Genomic DNA, 24,120 nt, shown 5'->3' with positions numbered 1-24,120 from the left:
TAATGGAAATGAATATTAATACGCAAGATGAAGGTGCGAAGAAGCCGTCATTATTTGGAATGGTTACTTCTCCAGGCTTACAGTTTGAGAGAATGAAGACGACAAGCCCAGTCTGGGGAGGATTTTTCTTATTTCTTTTAATGGGGACAATCTTATCGGCAGCGGTAGCTTATTTAGGGTTACTTAATACTCCGGAGCTAGCGAAGCTGGTTAAGGATGATGCGACGGGGATAATGAAGTGGACTACACTTGGATTTGGAGCTATTGGAGGTCTAGTTGGAACAGCTGTTGGTCTTTTTGTGGTAGCAGGATTTTATAAAGTCATTATGATGTTTATGAGCAATGATACTCCATATATGAAGATATTATCTATTTATATATATGCCAATGTTGTCTTTTATGTTGGTAGTCTTCTTAATGTAGCTTTAGGATATATTCTTGGTGGGAATGGTGCTGATAAATATACAAGTTTAGGGCCTTTATTTGAACAAGGAACAATTGTATATGGCATTGGTTCTGCATTTGAAGTCTTTAACATTTGGAGCTTAATTTTAACTGGCTTAGGCTTGCATATCGTTGCTGGTTTAAGTAAAAAACAAGCAATAATTTTAATTTCTATATTCTTTATCCTTACAATTGGGTTTAGTATGTTAGGCGGCATGCTCTCTGATTTTGGTGCATAATATATTATTTTAAAAAGGTGACTCTCTCGAGAGTCACCTTTTTTATTTTTACCCCTATTTCAAGTTAACCCCATTCAAATTTCAATATAAAATGATTTGGATTATTAATGATGCATTTAACCTAACGGCTTTTTCTACGACTGTAAACCCTTATACTTACAAGCTTGTCGACATTCTATCCATATTTTTTATGTTAGATGGATACACATATTAGTTTGATTGATCAAAAGAAATCTAAGAATATTTTTGAAATTATTGGTATCAGCTTTGACTAACAAAGCGTAAGTTCTGACTAAGTTGATATCAGCCTTATCTAACAAAGCGTAAGTTCTGACTAAGTTGATATCAGCTTTGTTTAACAAAGCGTAAGTTCTGACTAAGTTGATATCAGCCTTATCTAACAAAGCGTAAGTTCTGACTAAATTGATATCAGCTTTATCTAACAAAGTGTAAGTTCTGACTAAGTTGATATCAGCTTTATCTAACAAAGCATTAGTACTGACTAAGGTAATATCAGTTTTATCTAACAAAGTGTCATTTTTAAAAAGATGGAGGAATTTATTACACCATAAGAGCTGTGTTTTTGTTCACTGATTATCATGAAAAAGTTTTTTGTTTGTAAAATAGGTGGACTATTGTCTCGTTATTTTTGAGGTATTTTATGGACATGTATAAGTTCATTTTTTTAAAAACGGCTATAAATCAACTTCTTTTATGCAAAAATGATAGAGTCTCGTAAAAATTGTGTCAAAAAAGTACACACTTTTTACGAGACTTTTGTCTACTTGTCTGTGCTACCTTAAAACAGTTTCGGTAGATATGGTGACCTCTATGAAGTTAGTTTGCAGTGTTCTCTTTTATACGGAAAAGCGTAATAAACGTTGATAAATCAATATTTTTGTTGCTTTTTGTATATTGATGGCGTGAAAATAAAAGTAACTTAATACGAACGGAAAATAAAAAAGGGTGTTATCTATACCTAGAAGTCTTGTAAACGTATAGGGCATTTGGGTATACCTTTTAGAAACGGGTATTGTGTGAAGCCGGAGGCTTTTGTAGATACGGTTGTTTTGTAAGAAGGTATGATTATAAATCAAATAAAAAGGCTAAATATTTATCAAGATTATGAAGGGTATTATAAATGTGGTTTAATTGGCCTTTGGCATGCTTATGAAAGGTATGAGGAGGGGAAAAGGAGTTTTCCTGCTTATGCTGTTGTAACGGTAGGTGGTTATATAGTGGAAAGATTGAAGATAGAATGTGTAGTGTAAGAGAGCTATGTGTGCGTTGGAGAGTATGATGAACAATTTGAGTCTGAAGATATGGGAACGGGAGCGAAGGACTTTATGAGTGTGTTAGATAAGAGGAAGAGGCACATTATTTCAGAGCGATTCTTTACAGGGAAAAAGATGGGAGAGATAGCCTCTGAAATGAGGGTGACGTACTATCAAACGAGATGGATATATCGACAAGCACCCGAGAAAATGTGAGATAGTATAAGGGAGTAACAATTCTAATCAGTGGGGGCTGAAGAAATCCCCACTGATTAAAGTTTCACCTTATTAGTTTAAGGTAGTAAATATAACGAGAGATTTTTTGAGTGTAATGAACCTTTCATATTCATCAGGGTTAATACATGTCCAGTTTTAAAAAATTGTTGTTTTAACTTATGGGAACTTATTAGTATTGTTAAGGTAGTTCCGTTTAAAAAATTAATTTTAAATTTTTTAGTTTTTTTGAAAAATTCTATATCATTTATATGGTTATAGAACAACCGAATACAGTTTGGAGACGAAGGAGATTCTGTTGGGAAAGTACAAATATATTACCTATGATTAATCGGAATCGGAACATTCTGTTTGAAATTAAAGTTTGCTTGGATTGCATCACGTCTACCTTGATAAGTAGAATGAACATTTGTTAGACAAGGATTTTTAATGAGTTGGAGAAGCTGTTTGGTATGAGTACAGATGGTTCCCACTACTGTCGATAATTTTTGTGCGGTAATAAGGGTGTTTGTACGGCTCAAGCATCATTGTAGAACTAGAAATAAAAATATTATTTTCATTATCCATAATTCTAAATCCTCTCTTATAAAAAGAACTTATTCCAAACATAATTATATACAAATTATGTGAATGTGTTATTGATCTTCTGTTGCGTATTGTAAATTTTTGTTGTTGGTTTACAATCAATAGATGATAGTCTTTCTAATTTGCATCGCTTGTACATATATATGAAAATAGAAAAGAGTAGGCGGTGAGATAGTATGAAGAAAAAGTATATTATTATGGCTCTTGTTGTTGTTCTCCTAGTTTATTTAGCAAACAGTAACCCGAGTAAAGGGGAATATACGGATTGGGCAGCGAAGCAGTTTATGAAACGTAATGATGCAAGTAAGAAGCTAGATGAGATTGAAAAAGAAAACCAGGATGGTCTCCTTGGTGATTTAGCATCTGCTGGTAAGAAGTTGGCGAAAAAGTATGTTGAGCCACAAGTTGGGCTATTAATCGATCATTATACAAAGCGAAATGATTATATTTTCTTCTCAACATATACGACAGAGCTTGATTTAGGTGGAGAAAATTATAAATATGTTTGCGTTGGTTTTTCAAAGATCTTTATCCCGATTGAAATGCCGAAGAAAAAAGACGAGTCTGCAAAATGATGCAGATTCGTCTTTTTGATTTAAGGAGTAATCTGAACTTCAGATACAGTTTTCTCGGTTCTGGTGCAAACACTCCAAAACGCTTGTAAATAGCCTCTTAAACTTGAATATACTGATACTAGTACTCTAAAAAAGGATGTGATTGGTATGAAAGAGCAAAATCTATTCAAGTGGAAACATTATCAACTGGACATTATAGTATTAACCGTGAGATGGTACCTACGGTACAACCTCAGTTTTCGTGATTTAGTCGAAATGATGGAGGAACGCGGGCTATCCCTTCCTCAAAACAATTTGAACTCTCGTCAAACGAAACTACCCTTTCGCTAGACTAATCTAATGCTTTATGAGAATGAACTGATACTTCGCTAAACTGAGCTGATTTTCGTTAAACTGTGGACGAAAATTAAACCTTATGATAAAACAAAACTATAACTACATTGAATTGAACAAAAAACTAAACTTATGGTACAATAAGTCCGTCAAAAAAATAAAAAATCCTCTCGGTGTTGGTCGCACCAAAAGGATTGAATAAATCTAATCTACATATAATTTAGATACTTAAATCAAAAGTTATTATTTAAAGTCAAGTTCTTGGGAGGAACTTGTCTTTTTTATTTTTATCAAATTTATACTCAGACACAACACTTACACCGAAAAACAAGGAGGTGAATTGCGTGAACGATAGCAAAGAATTTTGTCCTCATTGCAACGCTAATTTGCAAGGCGATCCAATTCCTAAAGAATCACAAAAATCCTATAACGCAACTCATTTCACAAGGGAAATAGGAATCATACACATTGCACTCGATAGAATCATGCAATGGCAATGCCCTGACTGTCTCAAAAAGTGGGAGGTTTAATTCTCCCTCTCTTTTCCGTAATAAGGTTTTACCACTTGCTCTATATAGGCTTCTACAGTTTCAAAACTAGCAATAAGTTGCCTTTCCTCTTTTAGCCTTTCGTATATCTTCTGTGGTGATTGTCCACGGTCATAACGACTCCATATGGCCCTTATAATAACTGGAGGTAAGGCTTCATAATTTCTAATACTTTTCAGTTTTTTAGTCCAATTACTATTTCTCTTATGAACCATTATTCATTGCCTTGTTGTTTGTTTCGTTGGTCTATAACACTTGCTATAGCTTCTGCTGCAAGACTCGCGGAAGCTTTATTTTCTTCTTTCGAAATACGCCAATCACCTGTTTCCTTCCCCACTTTTACATATTTTCTAATGGCTTCATAACTGATATCTATACCTGATAATACAAGCCCTTCATGAATATCTTTTAATTTATAACCTTGTTCCCACGCTTCTTTAATTGTTTCTTTAATTGGTGTAGTTAGAACTCTTTCTTTTATCATTCCTTTTTGTTGGTTTTTACGGAATTTGTAATATTGCTCTAATAATCGTTTGTGTTGAGCCTCTATTTTTTTATATTCTTCTTCCAATTTCTTTTGATTTTTTTCTAACTTCTCAATCTTATCCGTTTTCTCTTTAATAATATTTTTTTGTTGTTCAATGTTTTTTTCAGCTACCATTTTTTCTAACATTGTTTGGTCTAATGTTCTTATCATTCTGTCCATTTTATATTTTGACCAAATGATGTTTTGACTCCCAACCGAACCGAAAATTTTAAATCCGAACCTGACGTTTTTCTTAACTGAAGTTTCATCAGTTCCAACCAACTTATCGATTAGTTGTTTAGATTTGATTTCTAGATTTTTTTTCATTTCCATTCACCACTTTATATTTTTATAGTTAATTTCATAATGCAACTTTAAATTGTATTACGTCTATACTTAATTAACAAATCGGGTGGTTCTTGGCTATCGAAATCGGATAAGCTACATTGACGAGGGAATAGGGAAAACCCCACTGATTAAAGTCTCACTTTATAGATTAGAAAGATCTAAAGTGCTTACAAGTTGTACAGCATGAAGTGGTGATCCTTGTAATGAAGCAAAAGCACGTGCTACAGCATGTACTTCCCTAAATCTGCATTTGTTTTAATATGTTTGAATTGCTTGTTCTTAAAAATTGTTTTTCCGCTTTTGTCTAATCCGCCGTTTAATACGAGACGTAAAGTTAAATCCATTACGATTGTTTCAACTGCCATGTTTATCACCCCCTTTCACTCTATAAATAGGGAGTAAATGTCATGTTTTGGCGTGAAATTTTTTCTTTTTTTTGGTACTCTTAAAAGAGTAAGAGAGGAGCTTTCGGGAGAATGAATCGTAAATGGTTATTTTGGATTCCTGTATTATTATGGATGGGGCTTATTTTTCATTCCTCAGCACAGCCATATAAAAAACAGGATATGCGCTCAAATATTGAGCAATATGTAAATATTGAGTTTGTAAAAGAGAATTTTTCATGGGTATCTATCGATTATGGCGGAGGTACACCTGTTAGTATCGCAAATAAAGGTGCAGGTGGTTTTATTGAGTTCTTCCTTCGTAAAGGTGCTCATTTTACGGTGTTCTTTATGCTTGGTTCATTGGCGTACTTTGCTTTTCATAGATCGGGTTATTCGAGGAAACGGTGCTTTATATACGCCCTTCTTTTCGTTGCGGGCTATGCAACATTTGATGAAATTCATCAAGGGTTTACGGGGGGCCGTACACCAATGTGGCAAGATTCATTGCTTGATACGTGCGGCGGATTAACAGGAATTATAATAAGCAATTGGTTTTGGCATAGAAAAAGGAGCTAATCTCATTTTGAGATCTGCTCCTTTTTTATTTATCCCGCAATTTGCGGACAGTAAGAGTTCGATTGGTGAGCGCTAATAATCAGTAGGGGGATGGCCCCCTACTGATCAGAGTTTCACTTTATACACCAAGTAATTCTTTTAGTTCGTCTGTTGATAGTTCAGTCATCCAACTATCGCTTGTAATGACGGCATTATTTAATGCTTGTTTTCGTTCTAACATTTCATCAATTTTTTCTTCAAGTGTTCCTGTTGTAATCAGTTTATGAACGTGAACGAAGCGTTTTTGGCCAATCCGATATGCACGGTCTGTTGCTTGGTTTTCTACAGCTGGGTTCCACCAACGGTCATAGTGAATAACATGATTGGCAGCAGTTAAGTTCAATCCTGTTCCGCCGGCCTTTAATGATAAGATGAAGATGTCATACGTTCCGTTTTGGAACTGCTCGATCATCTTGTCACGTTCTTTCTTCGGTACACTCCCGTTTAAGAAGAGGACACGCTGACCAAAATTTTCTTCTAGCACACGTTTTAGCATGTTCCCCATGCCAATGTATTGAGTGAAGATTAGGCAACTTTCATTTTGGTCTTTTATATTTTCGATGAGCTCCATTAACGTTTTTGTTTTCATAGAGCGTTCGATGATATCTTGTGGTTCTTCTTCTTTCAAGTAAAGGGCTGGATGGTTACAAATTTGTTTTAGCTTGTTCAGCATAAGTAATATAAATCCGCGTCTTTCAATTCCGCTTAATCCTTCTACATTTTGTAATGTATCTTGAACAAGTTGTTCATATAAGGAAGCCTGTTCACCAGTTAGTGGACAATAAGCTTTCTGTTCTTGTTTATCTGGTAAGTTTAATGCGACTGTTTGATCTTTCTTCGTACGACGCAGTAAAAATGGCGAGATAAATCGTTGTACTTGCTGGATTTTTCCTTCATCACGGTCCTTTTCAATTGGCGTGACGAAGCGGCGCTGGAATTGTCCTAAGCTTCCAAGATATCCATGATTGATAAAGTCGAAAATAGACCAAAGCTCAGCAAGTCGATTTTCCATCGGTGTACCGGTTAAAGCAATTTTGTGATTTGCTTGTAGGTTTCTCACTGCTTTCGACTGTTTCGTATGCGGGTTTTTTATATTTTGTGCTTCGTCTAAAATAACAGCATCCCAGCATAGCGTACTAAGTTCTTCTTCATCAAGCTGAGCTAATGCATAAGAAGTTAACACGACATCTGCCGATTGAAGAAAGTCTTTAAATGACTCTTCTTTAGCTCGGTTACCCCCGTAATGTAACTGAACACGTAAATTTGGTGCGAAACGCTCAAATTCTTTTTGCCAATTTCCAAGAACTGATGTTGGCGCCACAATTAATGCAGGACCTGTTTGGAGATTGTTTTCTTTAGCATATAGTAAGTAAGTTATCGTTTGAATACTTTTTCCAAGCCCCATATCATCGGCCAATAATGCTCCAAATCCAAGTTTTCGTAAGTATAGTAACCATTCAACACCGTGTTGTTGATACGGACGAAGTGTTGCATGTAGCGAAGATGGGACATCTACTTTTGGAATATCTCCAATGTGCAGAAGTTTTTGGAAAAGCTCTTCATAATATCCATCTAGCTCGATTTCAATATCGGTAAACGGACTATCATCTTCTACGATTTCTGTTTCTGCCGTACTTGATAAATGTTGCTGGAGAACGTCTTTCATTTCTAATCCATACTTATCTGCACGGTTCATTAGTTTTTTTACTTCTTCAATAAAGGCAGGATCCAGTTTCATCCATTGACCATTTAAATTGAAAAGGCGTTTATTTTGTTCAACGAGTTCGAAAAATTCACTTTCGGATAAGTCAATGCCGTCTGTTGAAATGCGCCAATCGAAATTAACGAGCGTATTCATACCGAAGAAAGACTGTGTTTGCGTTGCATTTTGTTTTAGCTGTACGCGTAACTTCGGTTTTGTTGCTTTTAAATTTTGCCACCATGATGGTAGTAAAATTGTAATGCCTGCTGCAAGTAATTCATTACTTGCCTCTGTTAAGAAGTTCCAAGCTTCAGTTTCAAAGAGTTCTTCTCGGAACTTGTCGTCCTCTTTTAGCCACGGTACGAGCTTGCTAAAGCCTTCTTGCGTTTCTGCAATGCGTTCTTCGTAATCGTGCCATCTTTTTGGCAAGGAATCGATACTTTCATATACATATATGCGATGCGCACCACGTTTTGGCGTAACGACTGTTTCGAGCTTCCACATTTCAAATTCTTCTTGTGGTTCTTGTAGTCTTAAACCAACTGTAAATGGCAGGTCATCTTCAATATAACCAATTTTTCGAAGCCAATCTTCTTCATGTAGCGCCGTTTCCAATTGCCTTTTCGTAAAGTCATAATGTTCATATAGTCTCTTTGCATCTTCCCAGCCGTCATTTGAGCGAGTGTCTTGCAAGATACTTTCGTTCACCGCTGAAGTGAAAAGAGATGCTAATGTTTCGTCTTCGATTGGTGTATTATGAACTTTCCAAGATGGCTGCTGAGACCAACGCTCCATGTCGGGTACGAAACTTCCGCTTACGAAAGCGTCCCATAATTCATTTGCATCTTTCGTAAGTGCTGTAATAGGACCGTTCATTTGAATATTTGCAAAGGAGTTCATCGGTTTATTTGCGATGTATTCAAATGCTTGGATATTCGTTAGCATAACGCCTTGTTTTCCTTCATATGTTGCCTCTTTTAAAAACGTACCGTAGAAGGAAGTAGAGTGCCATGTGAATGTATTTTGTTTCCAAGTTGCTACGGATAAGGGAGTGCCGCTATCATCTTCTCCCCAAAGGAACCAACCTTGACTAACGTGCTGGAGCCTAATTGTTACTTCAGTTTGTATGATCATCGATTAATTTTCCTCTCCGTAATTCCTCTTGTAGTGCACGCAGACGTGAATGTAAGTTAGCGATATGAATAATGAAGGCATCCCATTCATCAGTTCGCTTCAGCCGTTTATAAAGCATACGTAATTTCTTTAAGTAACGAACTGCACGTCTATATGATTTACGATTTCGCTCTTCAATTGCTTCCGTTGCGGCAAGGTGATAAAGAGGAAGTGCCACTTCTGGTGCTTCTTTTTCAATATCTTTCAGTGGTTCTTTCAGCAGTTCGATTGCTTCAAATCCATTTAAGAGATGAAGTTCCGCCCATGTGCGATACTGTTTTTTCGCTAGTACGTATTGTTCATAGTTCGTGAAACTATACGGTAATAGCTCTTGCAAAATCATTTCGAACCCTGCCTGTTCATTCGTATGCGTTGCATACGTTTCATACATCATTACAAATAACCGAACGATATCTTGTATGAAGACAGTATTTTCTTGTTCATGTATTGTTTGCTTTACTTGCTTATACGTAAAGGAAAGCCAGTTTTTAGCACGATCCCACTGCATCGCATTTAATAGCTCCTCTAACCAATAAAAGTAAAGACTCACAACAGAAGCGGGCTGTTTTTTGAGTAATTCCATTGCTAATAGGTCTTCGTTATTTAAAAAGAGTAGGTGAGAAGATGCTAATGCTTTGGAAAGCGGATTGATTTTTGCATCGATTCGTTTTTCCTCTTCTTGTAGTTGCTCTTCGCTTCTTAATAGTTCACCCCATATGTGACGATAAATGAAGAATCGCTCTTGTGTATAGGAATCGGTGGAGAAGAATACTTCATGCACAAGACGAGCAGTTTCTTGCAAAATCGGTTTAGATTCTGAAGGGATCGATTCTGATTTTAAGTCCCGAACGATGGATTCGATTTTATCTACGAGTAGGCGAACGACGTTAACCGGTTGGTGATAAGAATACACTTTGTTTACTTCAAATTCTTGAATTTCTTCTAATAATTTTTGAAAGCAATAAAGTGCCGCGTGCAGCTTAAATAACTCATGTATAGCGATGATACGCGGAGCTTTCCGCTCCAATTTTGTATAGAAGTCTGTAAAGATACTCATAAGAAAATACATTTGTTTATAAGTGAGTCTAGCTTGTTCTTTTTTAAATGATTCATATTCATTTTCAAAGTACGATTGCCAACTTTTATAATCCTTTTCTTCAAAGGCAGATGATTGCAATACTTGTCGTGCAGTTCGAATGGGAGGAAGGGAAGGTTTCTTATTATTTTTAAATAAAGTTAATACATCTCCTACCTTCCCGAAACTAGAAGCCGCAGATAGCAAAACAGCGAGCATATGCTCACATTGCGTTGGTGCGAAGCAATCGCAATAGCTTTCAGCGACATTACGAATCGGAATGTGAACGCTATATACGCTACCATCGGCATCTACAGTTCCTGATAGCGTGTAACCATCAAAGTCAACGTTATAGACAACACCACTACGATATAGGTGCCTAGCTGTAGCAACATGTTCCTGATCAGCTACTTGCTCCGGATCAAGTCCTTGAACGAACTCATTCGCAATCATCATAATTTCATCTTTCGTAATTGAGTGTTGCAGCATAATTTTCCTCCGTACACAGATTTCTTTCCTTTACCATTATAAACAAAAAATGCTCAAAACAGAAAAAATGAAATTTGGATTATAAAGATGTGCTAACAATGTACATATGAAGGGCAATAGCTGTAATAATGAAAGTATTGTTACTGTTAATGTTAATGGAAATGTATTATAGCACTCTCTTGAAGCAAATATTAGGCTGAAATAAGAGGAAGTATATGTGGCTGGGTTCGTTCATATAAGAAAGACTATCTCATTTACTTGAGATAGTCTTTTCTACGATTAGGAGCGTGTTTGTTTAAGTATCGCTTGTACATATGGATCGTGTAATATTTGTTCTATGAGTGGTAGCATTCTTTGCTCGAATGGGATATCGATAGGGAATGGCTTTTGAGAGCCTGGTTTTATTCCATATTGTACGATTTTGTAATGTGTATTTTCTTCATAGTTGAGTACAATTAATTTATAGCGATTGTCATCGTTTGCGATTGAGAAGTCAATTGCGATAGCATCATATGTTATATCATCTTTATATATGTACGGTTTTGGTGTACCGACCCAGTCTACTTTTGCTTGTAAATTCATGGACGTAACCTCCTTAAATATATTTATATTATATAAAAAATAAAAGCCAGCTCTCAATAAAGAGAACCGGCTTGTAATTTAGCAGTCATTGGTTATTTTAAAATTTTCACTTTAACAGTTTTGCGTCCCCATTTTTGGGAAGCGCTATCTGATCCAAGTAGAACGTCGATACGGTTACCTTTAATTGCACCGCCAGTATCACCAGCGATAGCTTCTCCATAACCTTCTACCCATACTTTAGATCCTAATGGGATTACTTTCGGGTCAACAGCAATCATTTTCATATTTGGATTTGCTGTTAGGTCATGACCCATTGCAGTTAATACACGGCCGCCATATGTGCCACCGTTTTCGCTCGGATGAGCTGTATATGCTGTAGCTACAACTGTTAACTCACGACCACCAGAAGGTTCGTTAGTTTCAGCAGCTTTTACAGCCGGCTTAACAGCTGGTTTTGCTGCTGCAGGTGCTTGAGCTTTAGCTGGTGTCACAGCAGGTGCTTGAGCTTTAGCAGGAGTAGGCGTTTCTTGTTTCTCGATAACAGGTGCTGTACCTGTTAAGAAAGGAACATGAACATAAGCCGTTTTCCCGTTATATTCAAATTGTAACCACTCATTTTGTACTTGGTTCGTTGTTTCGATCATATCGTCTTTCTTAAGCGTCCCAAGAATTTCTGAGTTTGTGTTCGCTTCAGCACGTACGTTTAATACGTTAGCTGTTACGTAGTAAGAGCTTTTTGTAAACTCTGTACTTACGAATGCGTCTTTACCATCTAATTTGATTTGTGACCATCCGTTTTCTGTATTTAGAACATCTAATTTATGACCATTTAGTAATTTACCGACAACTTTTGATTCAGTAGTAGGGTTTTCTCGTACGTTTAGTACATCTGTTGTAACAACAGTTTCTGCGCTAGCAGATGATGTGAAAATCCCAAGACCAAAAACTGCTGCTGTTGCTATACCAATTAATTTTTTCATGATAGCCTCCATTGCGTTTGTTTTCGTGTCCTCATTATAGCAACAGATTTTTTCGGATTTGGGGAAAACACACAATTACAAACCATTCGTAATGAGTCGTTAACACTTTGTAACATAGTAAGAAATAAAGGAAAGCGTTTTTCATTCCATGTAATTAGTAGGTTTCTAGTTATATTCGAAATATTTAATACAACATATTTTTTTCGGCGTAAATAAAAGTATTACAAGAATGTTACGTAATGTTTACTATACGGTTACAAACCTTGAGTATTTTACCGTTTTATGGGTAATATAGTTATATAAATATAAACACCTCGTTTGTGAAGTTATAAACACGCGCTATGTACTAGCAAAAAAACCGCATAATTGTTACAAGAAGAAAGGGTTGTAAGGAATAAATCTGCCCTTTTTTACAACTGTAATACATCCTTTTAGGGGAAATCTTTTCCCATCCGCATTTTTCTCACGCAATTTGACAGCAGTATTCCTATCCTTTAGCTCTTGCAGAGTGAAAAGGTTAGACGGAAGGTAGGGCTGTCCATAAGAATTCTAATTGGTGAAGGCGAAACAGAGAGAGCCGAAAGAAAATCACCGCAAAAATTATAGTTTTTTATCCGATTTAACGCATCGGAATTAACTGTTTTAGTAAAACATCTGAAGGGGGATTTGATGAGGAAACTGACAAAAACATTTATCGTATCATTAACACTCTGTATTGCATTTGCGATTTGGGGGATTATTCCCGAATCTATTATTGGAAAAGGTAGCTTAGGAAATGTAACAACTACAATTCAAACTGCATTAGTTAGTAAGTTTGGATGGTTCTATATTATTTCTGTTTCTGTATTTTTAGGAATTGCGATCTTTTTAATAGTTTCTAAGTACGGTTCGATTCGTTTAGGTAAAGATGATGATGAACCTGATTATAGTTATATGACATGGTTTGCTATGTTATTTAGTGCCGGAATGGGAATTGGTTTGGTTTTCTGGGGCGTTGCGGAACCGTTAAATCATTTATACACACCTCCTTTCGGAGAAGGTGCAACTGAAGAGAGTGCACGTCTTGCTCTTCGTTTCTCATTTTTCCATTGGGGACTACATCCATGGGGATTATATGCACTTGTAGCATTATGTATTGCGTATTTTACATTTAGAAAAGGAAAGGCAAGTACAATTAGCGCGACAGTTGGTCCACTATTTAAGAGCGGTGAACATGGTCGTCTTGCTCATATGTTTGATGTTTTAGCTGTATTTGCGACAGTGTTTGGTGTGGCGACATCATTAGGACTTGGTGCAAAGCAAATTGCCGGTGGTGTTAGTTATTTAACATCTATTCCGAACTCATTAACGACACAGTTAGTTATTATTGCAATCGTAACAGTTCTTTTCATGTTATCTGCACAGACAGGACTTGATAAAGGTATTAAATATTTAAGTAATACGAACATTATTTTTGCGTTTGCACTTATGATAATTGTATTATTTGCAGGACCAACAAACTTTATTATGAATTACTTCACTTCAACAATTGGTTCATACATTCAAGAATTGCCAAGTATGAGTTTCCGCTTAAGTCCATTAAATGAAGGTGGAAACAAGTGGATTCAATCATGGACTATTTTCTACTGGGCATGGTGGATTGCTTGGTCACCATTCGTAGGTACTTTTATTGCCCGTGTATCACGTGGACGTACAATTCGTGAGTTCGTTATCGGTGTATTACTCGTACCGACATTAATTGGTGCGCTTTGGTTCTCTGTTTTCGGAGGAACAGGTATTCACATGGAGCTATTTGAGGGTACGAATATATATGGGCAAGTTAAAGAGATGGGGACAGAAGTAGGATTGTTTGCCATGTTTGACCATATGGGTAGCATGGGACCGGTTTTATCTGTTTTAGGTATTCTACTTATTGCAACATTTTTTATTACATCTGCAGACTCTGCAACGTTTGTTTTAGGAATGTTAACAACACACGGCAGTTTAAACCCACCAAATCGTATAAAAATGATTTGGGGTATTGTTCTAGCAGCGTTAGCTTCAATACTATTATACGTTGGTGGATTAGAAGCGCTGCAAACAGCTTCAATTATTGCAGCATTCCCGTTTGTGTTTGTTATATTCTTCATGATTGCAGCGTTGTTTAAAGAGTTGCAAAAAGAAGGACGTATGAAGCAGCATAGATAATAGAAGGAAAAGGGCTGATTTTATATCGGCTCTTTTTTGTATGGAAGAGGTTTTGTATATAGTTAAGGGAAATAAAATGCGTTATTTTTTAAGTAGTATGCCTTTTATATAAAGGATAAACGATTAATTTCGACAATTTTCGATATTTGGCAAATTCTATTCATATTTTTGACAAAAAATTGTCGGAAATGTGTTGTCACTTTTATTTATATGTGCTATATTATTTCCTGTAAGCGATTTCAAATAGTTTTAAAGCGCATTCAAGGGGGACATCTAGAATAATGAAACGTTACGAAAGAAAGTGGAAGCATATTTGTTTGAAACGTGTGGCACATCGCAATGTCCAAGAAAGCACGGAACCTAAGACTGAAACGCGCAAAGAGCAGCAAGTGAAGCAATTGGTTCTACAAAAATAGCAATCACTTTTTCGTATATAAATGAAGGTCGATCGTTCGTTGGGGGATGGACGTGAAATAACTTTCAGCTAAGGGGTATTGTCTGATATATAGTATTACGGTAAGAAATAAGCACAGAGCATACGGCGCTCTGTGCTTATTTCTTATCCCGCTATTTGCAGGTAGTAAGAATCCTACCTCAAACTGTGGCTAATAATCAGTGGGAGCTGACCAAAACTCCCACTGATTAAAGTTTCACTTTATTTTTCTTTTTCTTTTTTGAATCGTACTGTTTTGTCCCAACCGATTACCTGTTTCTTGCTCTTTGCACGTAAATAAAGAATGAGGCTGCGAATAAATAAATACGTAAAGAGCTGTGCATACGTAAAGTACATAATGACGCTAATGAAAATGTTGGTCGGTGTAAAGGTTCGTTCAACGCTCTGGGCACTAAATAATTGTGAAACATATGTAATATATGCGACGTACCACATAAATAGTAATGGAATGCTATATTGAATTTGGAATATCCCAAGCAGTCCAATTACAAACCAAACGTTTGAAATGATTAGAAATAGCCAAAATACGACATACACTAAAACTTGCTGTAAGGAATGGACGAGAAGTTTCCCTTTAAAGAAACTTAATGAAGAAAACATTTTTTCTAAAATGTATAAATTTCCTTGGAGCCAACGTGTACGCTGTTTAATAAGAATCTTTAAATGCTCAGGTTCTTGTTCCCATGTAATCGATTCCGGGACGATTGGTAAGAGATAGCCTTTTTGTGTAATTCGTAATGTTAACTCAGCGTCTTCGGCAATTGCATAAGGATCATAGCCGCCAAGTTCTTCTAATGCAGAACGACGAAGGAGCATGTTTGTTCCTGTCAATGAACCTGTTTGGAATAGTAACCAGCGTCCGGATTGCATAAGGAGCTGGAAAATCTGAAATTCTAATGAAATCATGCGTGTTAGCCAGTTTCTTTTCTCATTTACTGTACGAACATGTCCAACTGCTCCAACAGCATCTTCAAATGTTTCAGCATGTTCTACAAGCATTCGCAAAGCATGTGGTTCAGGCTGATTATCTGCATCGTAAACGCAGAAATATTCACCATCCGAAATGCTAAGACCATAGTTTAATACACGCGACTTTCCTTTCGGTTCACCAGGCGGTACACGAATGTGACGAATATGAGCATAAGCTTTGTCGAAATCATCGCCAATTTCAGGTGTTTCATCTTGAGAGTTATCGTTTAATAAATAGACAGTTAGTTTGCCTGGATATTCAATCTTTGCCATCGCTTCTAAAGTATCTTTAATAACGACCCCTTCGTTATGGGCAGGTATTAAAATATCTACACTTGGATAATGTTCTAGCGTGCGATCTTTTCGTTTACTATTTCGATGAACTAAGCCTGCGAGTGTTAAGAGAGAGTAGTAAACGAGTAAGCCAGAGAATAGAAAGGCAGTAAAAATAAGTACATATTTAATTGAAAATATGATACTAATCCAAAATACGAGTAAGCAGAACAGAAGGAATAAAAGGAGTATAACGAGTGTCATCATAATAATGTCGGTCCTTTTTGTCCAATTTGCTCTCGTGAAATTTGTATATCTTGGATTGCTTCAACTGCAAGCCATTGCCCCATTTTTGGTTGTAGGCGGTTCATTACAATATTAGCGCCTGCATCATTTGTGTTTTGCAGTAGAATAACCAGTGTATTGCTATCGTATTCAGCAACAAGGTCAAAGTTAGTTCTTACAGTATTAACTAATAATGAAGCCACACGATCCATGACACTTTCCTTTGTGTATTTACTAAAGGAAGTGAAATCAAAATAAATGAGAATACCTGTTTCATTACGACGATTCATTGCAGTTATTAATAATGCTTGGCGTCTTTCGAATTCTTGTCTTGTTAATAATTTTGATTCTCCAATGTATTGTTCTAAGATTTTCACTTGTTCCGTTAATTTTCTATTTTCTAGAATAACCTTTTTTAATAGGTGAGTTGAGATATAAGCGATGAAGAAGTTGGCAGCCATCAGGAAGTGGGTAATAATATATTCCCATTGATCCGATGTGCTCCATAAGTGAAGCCAAGCTTCATAAAATAAATAGAATACGGAAATGATAGTTCCGAGTATGAAGAAAACAAATGCTGTTTTATCAGGTAAGAATAGGAATAGTACATTTATGATGACATATATAATTGTAAAAATGAGCGCATGCTCATATTTTGTCACATGTACAGTAGTGAAATAAAATAAAATTTGTAAAATCCATATAGACAGGACTTTATAGGACGTATCTTTCACGAAGCTTTCCTCCTTAAAGATAATTCGTACAGGGTATTTGTAGTATGCGCAATTCTTAAGAAATGGACCATGTAACTGAATTTCTTTTTGGAGTGAGTGACATTTATCTTGTGTATGTCACCATGTTTTTATTTTTAAATATAAAAACATGGAAAGTGTTCGATTTATATGAAAAAAGTCTCCTCTTTTTAAAGAGGAGACTTTACATAAATTTATAGGAACATCATACCTGCAACTGCTGCGTTTAAGAAGTTCGCTAGTGTACCAGCGATAACAGCCTTAATCCCTAATTGTGCAATTTGTTTACGGCGAGTAGGAGCTAAAGTTCCTGTTACACCCAATTGAATTGCGATAGAAGAGAAGTTTGCAAAACCACAGATTGCAAATGTTAAAATCATATTTGTTTTTGCAGAGAGCTCTGCCATGTGTGGTCCTAAGTTTGCATATGCAACGAATTCGTTAATTGCAAGTTTTTGACCGATAAAGCTTGCTGCTTGTACAGCTTCACCCGGAGAAACCCCGATTAAGATTGCGAATGGTGATAATAAGTAACCGAAGATTAAATCAAGGCTAAGTTTAATATCGAACCAAGAACCAATCCATCCTAATAAGCCATTTAATAAAGCGATTAGTGCGATGAAAGCCATTAACATTGCTGCTACGTTAATAACAAGTTGAATACCTTCAGATGCACCGCGTGCAGCTGCGTCAATAACGTTCGCATCTTCACGTTCTGTAGAAAGTTCAACGTTATTATCTACTTTTTCCGTCTCTGGCATAATTAGTTTTGCAATTAATAAACTTGATGGAGCTGCCATAATTGCTGCTGCTAATAAATGTTCTAACGGAATGCCCATCGCTGCATAGCCGACTAAAACCGATCCGGCAACAGCTGTCATACCGCTTACCATAATAGTGAAGAATTCACTGTTAGTTAAACGTGCTAAGTATGGTTTAATTAAAATTGGTGCTTCTGTTTGTCCTAAAAATACAGTTGTTACTGCATTTAAGCTCTCTGCTTTAGAAGTTCCAAGAAGTTTGCTTAATGCACCACCAATGATACTAACAAATTTTTGCATAATACCTAAGTAATATAAGATTGCTACTAGTGAACTAATAAATACAATTGGAAGTAGTGCTTGAATAACGAAGATAAATCCCCAAGGTCCTTTTGCGTTGACTAAATCCCCAGCAACGAACTTAATTCCCTCGTAAGAAAAATTGATTAATCCTTGAACGCCGTCAGCAGCGACTTTTAAGCCTGCTTTCCCAGCATCCCATCGTAATACAATAAATGAAAATGTCATTTGTAATGCTAGCGCGATTAAAATTGTGCGCCAATTAATAGCTTTGCGGTTGGAAGATAGTAAGAAAGCGATTGCTAATACTCCAATCACGCCGCCAATTCCCCATAAAAGATTCATGCAGTGTATGCTCCTTCCTCATAGTAAAAAAGTGTATAAAACAGTTGTCTATACTTCTGCAAATATAACATCTTAAGTAACTTATCATAATGGACATCAGAGGTCAAACGTCTAATGAAAAGTTTAAATAAAAAGAAAATTCGACAAAAAAACACATATGAAATGAATAGATATGAAATAGGTTATGTTTTTTGTGGGGATTTATTCATTATGATAACATTATGGACAATTTTTATAGAATGTAGTGTATGAAATGGGAGAATGAACGCATAATCTTTTCGTAGAGAAAATAAAGTAGAGGGGTTATTCCCACTGATTATTAGCCTTTACCAATAGGGCTAACCACAAATAGCGGGATACATGGGGATTCATATATCGAAAACTATAAAAAAGAGCCTTCTAGTAATCTAGAAGGCTTTGAAACTATTAATTAAGGTGCTTTCGTGTATCCTAAGAAATGGCTCTTCCAATAAGAGTTATCTAATGAAACGATTGCTACACCTTTATCTCCAGCCTGGATAAATGATCCACCACCAAGGTAGATACCCATGTGAGAAGGACCTGCTTTATAAGTATTTTGGAAATAAATTAAGTCACCTGGTTGTGGATTTGAAGTTTTCGGTAAGCTACTCCAATATCCTGCAACACTTTGGCGGCTAATGTTATGACCAAATTTCTTATATACGTGGTAGATGTAACCACTGCAGTCAACACCGTTAGCAGAAGTGCCACCCCAAACGTATGGTACGCCTTGCATAGATTTCGCATATGCAAGTAGAGAAGAACTGTCACCGCTATTATTGCTTGTATTATTATTGTTGTTATTGTTTTGATTGTTATTTTGGTTATTGTTAGGTTTATTATCTACTGCGCCCCCAACTGGTGTTTTAGATAGGAAACGTGTTCCGATGTAACCAGTTTGACCGTTGTAGTTAATTTTGCTCCATCCATAGTTTTCAGAGATTACTTGAACCTTCTGTCCTTGTGGAAGCGCGCCTATGATTCTATAATTTGTACCTTCGCCGCTACGTACATTTAGTGCAGAAGCATTAATGTAGTAGTCACCAATTGCACCTTGTTCAGGTTGTTTCGGTTGTTCAGGAGTAGCAGTGCCACCTTTAACGAATTTCATGAATTCGCTACTAACGTAGCCTGTTTTTCCCTGATAGTTAACTTTAAACCAGCTACCTTCAGATCCAATTACGTTTAATGTCGTACCATTTAATACGCCACCAATTACGCTATGGTAAGTAGCAGGGCCTGTACGAACACGTAGGGATGTTGCGTTAACAACGTAAGTACCGCCAGTTTGAACAGTTACATTATTATTTTGCCCTTGGTTGTTACCTTGAGTGACGTTTTCGTTAGAACCGCCTTTTGTTACATAGTCTTTGCTTAAGTAAGCTGTTTGCCCTGCATAATTGATTTTGAACCAATCTTGAACTTCGCCTACAACTTGTACTACTTGTCCTTGTTTAACCGAACCTACAGTTGGATGAGAAGTGCTAGGACCTGTACGAACACGAAGGGAAGATACATTTACTGTATAGTTTCCGCTTGCTGGTTGAACAGTTGCTCCATTGTTATTACTGTTTGTAGAACCCGTATTTGAGGAAGCACCTGATACAAATTGGCTACTTACGTAACCTACTTGTCCATTATGGTTGATTTTTACCCAACCATTTTCTTGACTGATAACGTTTAAAGGTTGTCCTTCATATACACGTCCTGAAATAGAGCTAGAAGTGCTAGGACCTGTACGAACACGTAATACATCGGCAGTAACTTTATTATTTCCACCTGTGCTTACATTGTTATTTATTGCTCCGTTTTTTGATACAAATTCACCATTCACATAACCTGTTTTTCCATTATGGTTAATTTTAAACCAACCATTTTCCTCTCCGATAACGTTTAACGACTGACCGTTATAAACGCGAGAGATGATGTCATGAGAAGTGCTTGATCCTGCACGAACGTGTAATACGTCAGCAGTTACCATATAAGATGAACTGTTTTGTGTGGAGGCTTGGGCAGTTTGTGTAGCAGCTTTTTGTGTATTTTGTTCAGGGGCAGCTTGAACGCTATCAAGTGTAGGTGCTGCTCCTCCTGCTACAGACACTGCCGCAAGACCGGCAAGGTATTTTTTCATAATTTGTCGATTCCTTTCTGTCTGTAATGTAGTGAAGAAATATTTACCAACTATTAAAAAGTCTAAAAGGCATGTCGATTACTGTCAAGACTTATACGGGAATCTGAATATGACAAAAAGATTACAAGAAAAAATCAAGGCATAAATTCACACCTTGATTTCTATTTAAATACATATATTTGTTGTAGAAAGAGAGGAGATTATTCGTATTTAAGAAGATGGAATGTTGGATTTTAAAAGGCTTTGAGAAAATGACTTTTGTAGTAATTTGGTGATAGGACCAACTTGCCCATCTTGAATCGCAGTTCCATCAAGGTGGGTCATCGGTAAAATCTCAATAGTCGTTCCTGTAAAAAAGCATTCATCTGCGTTATAAACATCGCGAGTGCTGAAAAGCTCTTCTTGCACAGGAATTTGAAGGGTGTTAGCTAAAGAAAGGACGTACTGACGAATAATTCCGTTTAAAATAAGGTGGTTAGCTGGATGCGTATATAGCGTTCCGTTTTTTATGAGAAAGAAGTTAGATTGGCTACCTTCAGTAACAATACCATTTCGTACGAGAAGTGCCTCTTTACATCCTTTGCGTTCAGCTTTCGTATAAGCTAATACATTTGGTAATAAATTTAGCGATTTAATATCGCAGCGAAGCCAACGAGTATCAGGTTCTGATATGGCGCGTACACCATATTCAATCCATAAAGCAGGCCTTTCCTTTTTGGATATATAAGCATAGATTGTCGGAGATGTGTCATATGAGAATGCATGTGCACGAGCTTGTACACCACGAGATACTTGTAAATAAATCGTTCCATCTTCGTGGAAATTATTACTCTCAATTAGTTTGTAGAGTAATATAATGAGTTCTGCTTTTGAGAAAGGGAGTGATAATTCCATTTCGTCCATGGAGCGATATAGTCTTGTTAAATGTGGATCTAATAAGTGAAAGTTTCCGTTATAGAGGCGAATAACTTCATAGACACCATCCCCAAATTGTAAGCCTCTTTCTTCCAGCTCTATGTACGTTTTTTGTTTCGTTGTATCAATAACTGCATCATTCCATAGTACAAATCTTTCGTATGCCAATTTCCGTCCCATCCTTTCATGAGTACACAAATAAAAAAATCACTATAGTTACTGTTATGCAAGTGATTCTCTACATATGACGTATACGTACTTGTAAATATTAGAGAAATAGCGATGATTTATAGCATTTTGTATATACAAATTCGAAAATGAGAAATAAGAATCCTGCTTTTTGAAATAAAAAAAGCAACATTCGATGGAATGCTGCACAAGGAGGGTAGCTATCTTGCATAGGGACATCGTCTTTAAAGGTTTAGTTTATGTAAACAAAACACTTTGAAAGACAATAATAAGAAAGTTGAAAACAAATGATGCGCATATTTCTCTAAGGGATCTTGTTGAAGATGAGAGATAAGAAATATGTGGAACATTGTTTACACATTTTATTATAAAGATGCTTCATTAATGTAGTGTAAATATTCGGTGAAGGTTATGTAATTTTAAAGTTAATGTATAGAAGAAGTTACAGAGAGAAATATAAAAAAGAGGCTGAGATTACTCAGCGCTCTTCTTTTCTTCTTTAATAGTCGTTTTTACTTCACCAGTTTTGATCTTATTGCTTTCAGAGAAGCGAAGTAAGTCGCCTTCAATGATTTTGTCTGACATGTTCAGCTCATTTTGTGCACGATCAATAAGTGGTTGAGCTTCTTCTTTTGGTAATTGTACAACTTCACCAGTTTGGCGATCGTAGAATGTACTGTTTGTGTACATATACTTATCTGTAATGAAACTACCGTCACGAAGAACAACAAATCCTTTATTATCTGGTGAGAATACGTCATGACCGAATCGAACGTCATTAGTAGAATCTACACCAAGTAAATTTAGAATAGTTGGTTTAATGTCAATTTCACCAGTTGGTTTTGAAATTGTTTTACCTTCTTTTTGACCTGGAACGTGAATAAACATCGGTGTTTTTTGTAAGTTCATATGGTCAAATGTAGTAATTTCTTCTTTTCCTAAGAACTGTGCCATTGCACGGTTATGGTTCTCAGAAATACCATAGTGGTCACCGTAGAATACAATTACAGAGTTGTCATAAAGACCTTCTGCTTTTAGACGTTCAATAAAGTGTTTCATCGCTTCGTCTAAGTAGCGAGCTGTTACCATGTAACGGTCAAATACTCCATCACCAGAATTGTATTCGTCGATTAATTTCGTACTGTCATCATAAGTGAATGGGTAATGGTTTGTTAAGGTAAGGAAGCGAGTATAGAACGGTTGCTTCACTTGTTTTAACATATCGATAGACTGATCGAAGTATTCGATATCTTTTAGTCCCCAGTTTAATTTTGTTTCTGGCGTAATCTTGTAATCAAGTTCGTTGTAGTAACGATCATAACCAAGTGCCGGATACATAATATTACGGTTCCAGAATGTTGCGTTGTTTGCATGGAATACTGATGTGTAATACCCTTGCTGACGCAAAATTTCTGGAGTTGCTGTATATTCGTTATTACCGTGTGTGAAGAATACAGCACCGCGGTCTAGTGGATATAGTGAAGTATCTACTAAGAATTCAGCATCAGATGTTTTACCTTGCCCAGTTTGATGGAAGAAGTTATCGAAGTAATAACTTTCTTTCGCAAATTGGTTTAGGAATGGTGTAACTTCTTGTCCGTTAACTGTCGCACCAATTAAGAATGTTTGTAATGATTCAAGAGAGACAACAATTACGTTTTTCCCTTTTGCAACACCATACATATTTGGATCTGGTTTACTTTGTGTTGTTTTCACGTAGTTTTCTGTTTCTTGTAATTTACTACCATCAGCAAATGCTTTTTGTGAACTTGATTTTGCTTGTAAGCCAAGGTCATATACTTGGTGTACGTATAATCCTAAGTTTTTAACAAGCATAACGCGGTCGAATGAACGAGTTAATAGTTCTGGACGTTCAGTTTCTGCAAGTCCTAGGTTTGCGAAGAAAATAGCAACTGTTGACACGAAGTATAGGGAACGCATCGGACGTGCTACACGCTCTGTCGGTGCAAAATTTTTCTTCTTCTTCAATAGAATGAAGAATACGATAATATCCACAAATGCAAGGATAATTTTGAAGTTCAATAATTCTTTCACACTAGAACCTAAACTCCCGAAATTAGATGTTTGTCCTAGTACTGGTAAAGTAACGAAATCATTGTAGAATCCGTAGAACATTACGTTACCAACAAGAATGAACGTTAAGACAAAATTAATTCCAAGTGCTATATAGTTACGTTTTTTCCCTTTTGCAAATAATGCAAGACCCACAAACAGTAATGATGCTGCTAATGGACTAATGAATAAAATGAATTCTTGCATAAAAGATTCAAGTTTTAAATCGAAGCTTGTGCGTGTAATGATGTAGGTTTTTAGCCATATGGCCAAAGCTACGAATAAAGTGAAACGCACATTTTGAAATTGTGATTTCATGGTTTCTTTCATTCACTTCCACCCTTTCTCTATCAGGCT

General features: G+C 36.3%; 17 protein-coding genes and 4 pseudogenes. 7 read left to right on the top strand and 14 right to left on the bottom strand.

All coding sequences use genetic code 11. The features are described 5' to 3' along the window. The first annotated feature begins 2 nt into the window (after nt 1-2). Both yknW and MR109_RS06595 read left to right on the top strand, forming a co-directional pair. A complete protein-coding gene (gene yknW, locus MR109_RS06600) occupies nt 3-683 on the top strand; it encodes a YknW family membrane protein (RefSeq protein ID WP_242271371.1) in 681 nt (226 codons plus the stop codon). A gap of 1,082 nt (nt 684-1,765) precedes the next feature. Then, nucleotides 1,766-2,173: pseudogene (locus tag MR109_RS06595) on the top strand (sigma-70 family RNA polymerase sigma factor). Between the two features lie 77 nt (nt 2,174-2,250). Here the strand turns inward: MR109_RS06595 and MR109_RS06590 are convergent. After that, nucleotides 2,251-2,758, bottom strand: a pseudogene (locus MR109_RS06590) (competence protein ComK). 194 nt (nt 2,759-2,952) lie between these two features. Between MR109_RS06590 and MR109_RS06585 the strand changes: the two are divergent. After that, nucleotides 2,953-3,351: a DUF4359 domain-containing protein gene (locus tag MR109_RS06585; protein WP_242271369.1), complete on the top strand. Its 399-nt coding sequence runs from the start codon at nt 2,953-2,955 to the stop codon at nt 3,349-3,351. A gap of 147 nt (nt 3,352-3,498) precedes the next feature. Then, nucleotides 3,499-3,648 (top strand): annotated as a pseudogene (locus MR109_RS06580) (IS6 family transposase); the annotation flags it as partial. A 562-nt stretch (nt 3,649-4,210) separates the two neighbouring features. On the opposite strand, the gene MR109_RS06575 reads toward MR109_RS06580, so the two are convergent. From MR109_RS06575 to MR109_RS06565, 3 genes and pseudogenes are all read right to left on the bottom strand, one after another. Next, entirely contained in the window at nt 4,211-4,447 is a 237-nt protein-coding gene (locus MR109_RS06575) for a hypothetical protein (RefSeq protein WP_242271368.1), read from the bottom strand. Further along, complete coding sequence (locus MR109_RS06570; protein WP_242271366.1) at nt 4,447-5,085, bottom strand: hypothetical protein; 639 nt, start codon at nt 5,083-5,085, stop codon at nt 4,447-4,449. The genes MR109_RS06575 and MR109_RS06570 overlap by 1 nt, the downstream gene beginning before the upstream one ends. A 162-nt stretch (nt 5,086-5,247) precedes the next feature. Further along, nucleotides 5,248-5,471, bottom strand: a pseudogene (locus tag MR109_RS06565) (DUF1659 domain-containing protein). A 111-nt stretch (nt 5,472-5,582) separates the two neighbouring features. Here MR109_RS06565 and MR109_RS06560 point away from each other — a divergent pair. Beyond that, a complete protein-coding gene (locus tag MR109_RS06560; RefSeq protein WP_242271363.1) occupies nt 5,583-6,068 on the top strand; it encodes a VanZ family protein in 486 nt (161 codons plus the stop codon). Nucleotides 6,069-6,186: 118 nt separating this feature from the next. Here the strand turns inward: MR109_RS06560 and MR109_RS06555 are convergent, their stop codons facing one another. The 4 genes from MR109_RS06555 to MR109_RS06540 all read right to left on the bottom strand — a co-directional run bounded on the left by MR109_RS06555 (nt 6,187) and on the right by MR109_RS06540 (nt 12,108). Next, nucleotides 6,187-8,943 (bottom strand): DEAD/DEAH box helicase, encoded by a 2,757-nt coding sequence (locus MR109_RS06555; protein ID WP_242271361.1) that lies wholly within the window; start codon nt 8,941-8,943, stop codon nt 6,187-6,189. Next, nucleotides 8,927-10,546, bottom strand: a complete 1,620-nt coding sequence (locus MR109_RS06550; protein ID WP_242271358.1) for an SWIM zinc finger family protein — start codon at nt 10,544-10,546, stop codon at nt 8,927-8,929. Before MR109_RS06550 ends, MR109_RS06555 begins: the two co-directional genes overlap by 17 nt. A gap of 279 nt (nt 10,547-10,825) precedes the next feature. Further along, nucleotides 10,826-11,128: a DUF3910 family protein gene (locus tag MR109_RS06545; protein ID WP_098304136.1), complete on the bottom strand. Its 303-nt coding sequence runs from the start codon at nt 11,126-11,128 to the stop codon at nt 10,826-10,828. Between the two features lie 92 nt (nt 11,129-11,220). Next, complete coding sequence (locus MR109_RS06540) at nt 11,221-12,108, bottom strand: cell wall-binding protein EntA (protein WP_242271356.1); 888 nt, start codon at nt 12,106-12,108, stop codon at nt 11,221-11,223. Between the two features lie 669 nt (nt 12,109-12,777). Between MR109_RS06540 and opuD the strand changes: the two genes are divergently transcribed. Beyond that, the gene (opuD, locus tag MR109_RS06535; protein WP_242271355.1) at nt 12,778-14,295 is read left to right on the top strand and encodes a glycine betaine transporter OpuD; all 1,518 of its coding nucleotides are present in this window, start codon (nt 12,778-12,780) and stop codon (nt 14,293-14,295) included. A gap of 281 nt (nt 14,296-14,576) precedes the next feature. Further along, complete coding sequence (locus MR109_RS30030; RefSeq protein ID WP_033795389.1) at nt 14,577-14,711, top strand: hypothetical protein; 135 nt, start codon at nt 14,577-14,579, stop codon at nt 14,709-14,711. A gap of 239 nt (nt 14,712-14,950) precedes the next feature. Here MR109_RS30030 and MR109_RS06530 read toward each other — a convergent pair whose 3' ends face one another. The 6 genes from MR109_RS06530 to MR109_RS06505 all read right to left on the bottom strand — a co-directional run bounded on the left by MR109_RS06530 (nt 14,951) and on the right by MR109_RS06505 (nt 24,093). Then, on the bottom strand, nt 14,951-16,258 hold the full coding sequence (locus MR109_RS06530; protein WP_098304139.1) for a glycosyltransferase family 2 protein: 1,308 nt from the start codon (nt 16,256-16,258) through the stop codon (nt 14,951-14,953). Further along, a complete protein-coding gene (locus MR109_RS06525) occupies nt 16,255-17,010 on the bottom strand; it encodes a nucleotidyl cyclase domain-containing protein (protein ID WP_098789822.1) in 756 nt (251 codons plus the stop codon). The genes MR109_RS06530 and MR109_RS06525 overlap by 4 nt, the downstream gene beginning before the upstream one ends. Nucleotides 17,011-17,222: 212 nt before the next feature. Continuing rightward, complete coding sequence (locus MR109_RS06520) at nt 17,223-18,434, bottom strand: NupC/NupG family nucleoside CNT transporter (RefSeq protein WP_098304141.1); 1,212 nt, start codon at nt 18,432-18,434, stop codon at nt 17,223-17,225. A gap of 430 nt (nt 18,435-18,864) precedes the next feature. After that, nucleotides 18,865-20,586 (bottom strand): C40 family peptidase, encoded by a 1,722-nt coding sequence (locus MR109_RS06515; protein WP_242271354.1) that lies wholly within the window; start codon nt 20,584-20,586, stop codon nt 18,865-18,867. Nucleotides 20,587-20,796: 210 nt separating this feature from the next. Beyond that, complete coding sequence (locus tag MR109_RS06510; protein WP_098304143.1) at nt 20,797-21,681, bottom strand: D-amino-acid transaminase; 885 nt, start codon at nt 21,679-21,681, stop codon at nt 20,797-20,799. Nucleotides 21,682-22,164: 483 nt separating this feature from the next. Next, a complete protein-coding gene (locus tag MR109_RS06505) occupies nt 22,165-24,093 on the bottom strand; it encodes an LTA synthase family protein (protein ID WP_242271353.1) in 1,929 nt (642 codons plus the stop codon). Nucleotides 24,094-24,120: the final 27 nt, after the last annotated feature.

Source organism: Bacillus cereus group sp. BfR-BA-01310 (genome assembly GCF_022664325.1).
GTDB classification, from domain to species: domain Bacteria; phylum Bacillota; class Bacilli; order Bacillales; family Bacillaceae_G; genus Bacillus_A; species Bacillus_A paramycoides.
This window is presented reverse-complemented; position numbering and strand designations above follow the sequence as displayed.

Bases quoted from the DNA above. Each gene is read 5' to 3' on its own strand.
- MR109_RS06520 (WP_098304141.1), bottom strand. From the start codon at position 18,434: ATGAATCTTTTATGGGGAATTGGCGGCGTGATTGGAGTATTAGCAATC.
- MR109_RS06530 (WP_098304139.1), bottom strand. From the start codon at position 16,258: ATGATGACACTCGTTATACTCCTTTTATTCCTTCTGTTCTGCTTACTC.
- MR109_RS06555 (WP_242271361.1), bottom strand. From the start codon at position 8,943: ATGATCATACAAACTGAAGTAACAATTAGGCTCCAGCACGTTAGTCAA.
- MR109_RS06570 (WP_242271366.1), bottom strand. From the start codon at position 5,085: ATGAAAAAAAATCTAGAAATCAAATCTAAACAACTAATCGATAAGTTG.
- yknW (WP_242271371.1), top strand. From the start codon at position 3: ATGGAAATGAATATTAATACGCAAGATGAAGGTGCGAAGAAGCCGTCA.
- opuD (WP_242271355.1), top strand. From the start codon at position 12,778: ATGAGGAAACTGACAAAAACATTTATCGTATCATTAACACTCTGTATT.
- MR109_RS06540 (WP_242271356.1), bottom strand. From the start codon at position 12,108: ATGAAAAAATTAATTGGTATAGCAACAGCAGCAGTTTTTGGTCTTGGG.
- MR109_RS06585 (WP_242271369.1), top strand. From the start codon at position 2,953: ATGAAGAAAAAGTATATTATTATGGCTCTTGTTGTTGTTCTCCTAGTT.
- MR109_RS06550 (WP_242271358.1), bottom strand. From the start codon at position 10,546: ATGCTGCAACACTCAATTACGAAAGATGAAATTATGATGATTGCGAAT.
- MR109_RS06545 (WP_098304136.1), bottom strand. From the start codon at position 11,128: ATGAATTTACAAGCAAAAGTAGACTGGGTCGGTACACCAAAACCGTAC.
- MR109_RS30030 (WP_033795389.1), top strand. From the start codon at position 14,577: ATGAAACGTTACGAAAGAAAGTGGAAGCATATTTGTTTGAAACGTGTG.
- MR109_RS06505 (WP_242271353.1), bottom strand. From the start codon at position 24,093: ATGAAAGAAACCATGAAATCACAATTTCAAAATGTGCGTTTCACTTTA.
- MR109_RS06560 (WP_242271363.1), top strand. From the start codon at position 5,583: ATGAATCGTAAATGGTTATTTTGGATTCCTGTATTATTATGGATGGGG.
- MR109_RS06510 (WP_098304143.1), bottom strand. From the start codon at position 21,681: ATGGGACGGAAATTGGCATACGAAAGATTTGTACTATGGAATGATGCA.
- MR109_RS06575 (WP_242271368.1), bottom strand. From the start codon at position 4,447: ATGGTTCATAAGAGAAATAGTAATTGGACTAAAAAACTGAAAAGTATT.
- MR109_RS06515 (WP_242271354.1), bottom strand. From the start codon at position 20,586: ATGAAAAAATACCTTGCCGGTCTTGCGGCAGTGTCTGTAGCAGGAGGA.